The following is a 5,232-nucleotide window of genomic DNA, read 5'->3' as shown; positions in this document are numbered from 1 at the left end:
GTCGGTGCCGGTGCTGCGCAAGGACCGGCCCGAGGAGACCGCGCTGCTCACCGCGCTGGCCCGGCTCCACGTCACCGGCGTGGACATCGACTGGGCGCCGTGCTTCGAGGGGACCGGTGCGTGCCGGGTGGCGCTGCCGACGTACGCCTTCCACCACGAGCGGTACTGGCCCCGCCCGGCGGCCCACACCGGTGATGTCACGGGCGCCGGGCTCCGCCCCGCCGAGCACCCGCTGCTGGGCGCCGCAACGGCGCTCGCCACCTCCGAGGGCGTGCTGTTCACCGGGCGTCTGTCGCTCACCACGCACCCCTGGCTGGCGGACCACACCGTCGGCGGCGGCATGGTCCTCTTCCCGGCCACCGGCTTCCTCGAACTGGCCGTGCGCGCCGGCGACGAGGTCGGCTGCGAGTGCGTCGAGGAGTTCACCCTCGCCACGCCGCTGCTGCTGCCCGGCGACGGTGCCGTCGTCGTCCAGGTGTGGGTCGGGGCGCCCGACGAGTCCGGCGCACGCAAGGTGAGCCTGTACTCGCGGGCCGCCGACGCACCGGAGGCGACCTGGACGGAGCACGCGGCCGGCGTGCTCGGCACGGACGCGCGGACCGCCGACTTCGACGCGAGCGTCTGGCCCCCGCAGAACGCGGTCGCCGCCGACCTGGAAGGCTTCTACGACCGCACCGAGTACGGTCCCGTCTTCCGCACCATCCGCGCCGTGTGGAAGCGCGGCGACGAGGCGTTCGTCGAGGCCGCGCTCCCGGCGGAGGCGGACGACGCCGGCTACTACGGCATGCACCCGGCGCTGCTGGACGCGGCCGTGCAGTCCGTGGGCTTCGCCGGCCTGGACGACGAGCACAAGCTGCTGCCGTTCCTGTGGGGAGGGGTGTCGCTGCACGCGGGCGGCGCCTCCGTGGTCCGCTTCCGGGTCGCCCGCACGGGTGAGGACTCGGTCTCGATCGCCGCCGTGGACGTCGAGGGCGCGCCCGTCCTGTCGGCCGAGTCGCTGGTGCTGCGGGTTCCCGCCGGGGTGCAGGCGCCCGCCGCCCGCCGTACCGAACTCGACTCGCTGCTCCGCCTGGACTGGACCGCCGCCCCCGAGACCGCCGCCGATCCGTCGGTCCGCCACGCCACCCTGCCCGCGCTCGGCACCGACGCCGCCGCGGCCGTCCTGGACGGCCTCACGGGCTCCGAGACCCTGGTGTGCGTCCCCGTGTCCGGCGACGGCCACGGCGACGACGTACCGCAGGCCACGCACACGCTTCTCGCGCACGCCCTGGACCTGGTGCAGGAGTGGCTGCGGCAGGACCGCTTCGAGACGGCCCGGCTGGTGTTCGTCACGCGGGGCGCGATGCGCTCCGGGCACGGCGACCGGGTCGAGGACCTGGCGGCCGCGGCCGTCTGGGGTCTGCTGCGCGCCGCGCACGCCGAGAACCCCACCCGCTTCGCCCTCGTCGACCTCGACGCGGACAGCCGCGTCGAGACCCTGCTGCCGCTGCTGCCGGGACTCCTGGCGGGCGGCGACGCCCAGTTCGTCGTACGGGACGGGGACGTCCTCGTCGGCCGCCTCGACCGGGCGGTCACCGCTGCCGGACTGCTGCCCCCGGCCCACGGCCCCTGGCGGCTGGACAGCACCGCCAAGGGCAACCTGGACGCCCTCACCCTCACCGCCTGCCCCGAGGTGCTGCAGGCACCGGAGGGCCGGCAGGTGCGCCTCGAAGTGCGGGCGGCCGGGCTGAACTTCCGCGACGTGCTCAACGCCCTCGGCATGTACCCGGGTGAGGCCGGGCTCCTCGGCGCCGAGGCGGTCGGTGTCGTCGCCGGGACCGGCCCCGAGGTCACCGGACTGCGGGCCGGCGACCGGGTGACGGGCATGGTGCCCGGCGGCCTGGGCACCGACGTCCTGATCGACGAGCGGTTCCTGGTCCCGGTCCCCGACGGATGGACGGACGAGCAGGCGGCCTCCATGCCGCTGGTCTTCCTGACCGCCTACTACGGCCTGACCGAACTGGCGGGTCTGCGGGCGGGGGAGTCGGTGCTGGTGCATGCCGGTGCGGGTGGTGTGGGTATGGCCGCGGTGCAGCTGGCCCGGCATCTGGGTGCGGAGGTGTTCGCGACCGCGAGTGAGGGCAAGTGGGACACGCTGCGGGGTCTGGGTCTGGACGAGGACCACATCGCGTCCTCGCGTGACCTGGGCTTCGAGGAGAAGTTCCGGGCGGTGACCGGTGGCCGGGGCGTGGATGTCGTGCTGAACGCGCTCGCGGGTGAGTTCGTGGACGCCTCGCTGCGGCTGACGGCCGACGGTGGCCGGTTCCTGGAGATGGGCAAGACCGACATCCGCGATCCGCGGGCGATCGAGCGGGTGGTCTACCGGGCCTTCGACCTCGGTGAGGCGGGTCCGGACCGTACGCAGGAGATGCTGCGGGAGCTGGTGGGCCTGTTCGCCGGGGGTGCGCTGCGGCCCCTGCCGGTGACGGTGTGGGACGTGCGGCGGGCGCGTGAGGCGTTCCGGTACATGAGTCAGGCCAGGCATGTCGGCAAGATCGTGCTGACGATGCCGCGGCGCTGGAACCCCGACGGCACCGTCCTCATCACCGGCGGCACCGGCGCGCTCGGCGGACACCTCGCCCGGCACCTCGCCGCCTCCGGAATGCGGCACCTGCTGCTGGCCGGCCGGCGCGGTCCGGACGCGCCGGGCGCCGCCGAACTCGCCGACGAGCTGCGGGAGCTGGGCGCCGAGGTGACCGTCGCGGCCTGCGACACCGCCGACCGCGACGCCACCGCCGCGCTCCTCGCCGGCGTCCCCGCCGCGCACCCGCTGACCGCGGTCGTGCACACGGCGGGCGTCCTCGACGACGGCGTGGTGACCTCCCTGTCGGCGGAGCGGGTCTCGGACGTGCTGCGGCCCAAGGTCGACGCCGCCTGGCACCTCCATGAGCTGACCCGGGACCTGGACCTCGCCGCGTTCGTCATGTACTCGTCGGTGTCGGGTGTGATGGGCAGCGCCGGTCAGGGCAACTACGCGGCGGCCAACGTCTTCCTGGACGCCCTCGCCCAGCAGCGTGCCGCCGCCGGCCTGCCCGCCCTCTCCCTGGCCTGGGGCGCCTGGGCCCAGGACGGCGGCATGACCGGCACCCTCTCCGACATCAGTGCCCGGAGGATCGCCGCCTCGGGCGCGCCGCCCCTCACCGTCGAACAGGGCCTCGCGCTCTGGGACGCCGCCACGGTCTCCGACGAGCCGTACCTCGTGCCCCTCGGCGCCTCCGGCAGCACCCGGATGCCCGGTGAGGTGCCCCCGCTGCTGCGCAACCTGGTGCGCAGCACCCGGCGCGCGGCCGCCACCGCCGTCGGCGGTGCCCGGATCGCCGAGGACCTCACCCGCCGGCTCCTGGAGACGAGGGAGGAGGAACGCGTCCGCGTCCTGCTCAACCTGGTGCGCGGCGAGGCCGCCGCCGTGCTCGGCCACTCCTCGCCCAAGGCCGTCGAGGCCGACCGTGACTTCCACGACCTCGGCTTCGACTCGCTCACCGCGGTCGAACTGCGCAACCGCCTCACCGCCGTCACCGGCCTGCGGCTCCCGGCGACCCTCGTCTTCGACTACCCGACGCCCACCGTGCTCGCCGAACACCTGGTGGCCTCGCTGCTCGAGGAGGAGCGGGCCGCCGGCACGCCCGCGGCCACCGGCACCGTCCTGCCCGCGACGGCCGACGACCCCGTGGTCATCGTCGGCATGGCCTGCCGGATGCCCGGCGGCGTCAGCTCGCCCGAGGAACTGTGGCGGCTCGTCGTCGAGGGCCGCGAGGGCATCTCCGCCTTCCCGACCGACCGCGGCTGGGACCTGGACACCCTCATGCGCGGCGGACACGACGGCCACGGCCGCAGCGCCACCTCCGAGGGCGGATTCCTCTACGACGTCGCCGACTTCGACGCCGGCTTCTTCGGGATCTCCCCGCGCGAGGCCCTCGCCATGGACCCGCAGCAGCGCCTGCTCCTGGAGACGTCCTGGGAGGCGTTCGAACGCGCCGGCATCGACCCGGCGACCGTGCGCGGCAGCCAGACCGGTGTCTTCGTCGGCACCAGCGGCCAGGACTACACCACCCTCGTCATGAACTCCAGCGAGGACGCCGAGGGTCACGCCCCGACCGGCCTCGCCACCAGCGTCATCTCCGGCCGCCTCTCCTACACCTTCGGCCTGGAGGGCCCGGCGGTCACGATCGACACCGCCTGCTCCTCCTCCCTGGTGGCCCTGCACTGGGCGGCCCACGCGCTGCGCTCCGGCGAGTGCAGCCTCGCCCTCGCGGGCGGCGTCACCGTGATGTCGACCGCCATGGGCTACGCCGGATTCACCCGGCAGGGCGGCCTCGCCCCCGACGGCCGCTGCAAGGCCTTCGCCGACGCCGCCAACGGCACCGGCTGGTCCGAGGGCGTCGGCATGCTCGTCGTCGAGCGCCTCTCCGACGCCCGGCGCAACGGCCACCCGGTGCTCGCCGTGCTGCGCGGCTCCGCCGTCAACCAGGACGGCGCCTCCAACGGCCTGACCGCCCCCAACGGCCCGTCCCAGCAGCGCGTGATCCGCCAGGCCCTGGCGAGCGCCGGGCTCACGCCCGCCGACGTGGACGCCGTCGAGGCGCACGGCACCGGCACCACCCTCGGCGACCCGATCGAGGCACAGGCCCTGCTCGCCACCTACGGCCAGGACCGGCCCGCCGACCGGCCGCTGCTGCTCGGCTCCATCAAGTCGAACATCGGTCACGCCCAGGCCGCCGCCGGTGTCGCCGGCGTCATCAAGACCGTCATGGCGCTCCGCCACGGCCTGCTGCCCAAGTCCCTGCACATCGACGCGCCGTCGACCCACGTCGACTGGACCGAGGGCGAGGTGCGCCTGCTCACCGAGACCGTCGACTGGCCGGAGACCGGGCGTCCGCGCCGTGCCGGTGTGTCGTCCTTCGGCATCAGCGGCACCAACGCGCACACCATCATCGAGCAGGCCCCGGAGACCGAGCCCGTCACGCCGGCCGTGGAGCCCGGGCGCGTTCCCGAGGTCGTGCCGTGGCCGGTGTCGGCCAAGTCCGAGGAGGCCCTGGAAGACCAACTGGAGCGGGTCACCTCCCTCGGCCCCGACACCGCGTCCGCGCCGGACGTCGGTTTCTCGCTGGCGTCGGGGCGTTCGGTGTTCGAGCACCGCGTGGTGCTGCTCGCGGGCACGAGCCCGGAGGGCGGGGCGCCGGTCGAGGTGGCGCG

General features: G+C 74.9%; 1 protein-coding gene. It reads left to right on the top strand.

Annotation, left to right across the window (positions count from 1 at the left end; genetic code table 11):
- On the top strand, positions 1 to 5,232 hold a 5,232-nt coding region (locus ACF07S_RS33315; protein ID WP_391975908.1), incomplete at both ends, for an SDR family NAD(P)-dependent oxidoreductase.

Source organism: Streptomyces sp. NPDC016640 (assembly GCF_043076215.1).
Classification (GTDB): domain Bacteria; phylum Actinomycetota; class Actinomycetes; order Streptomycetales; family Streptomycetaceae; genus Streptomyces.
Note: the sequence above shows the minus strand (reverse complement) of the source record. Positions and strands in the feature narration are given on the sequence as shown.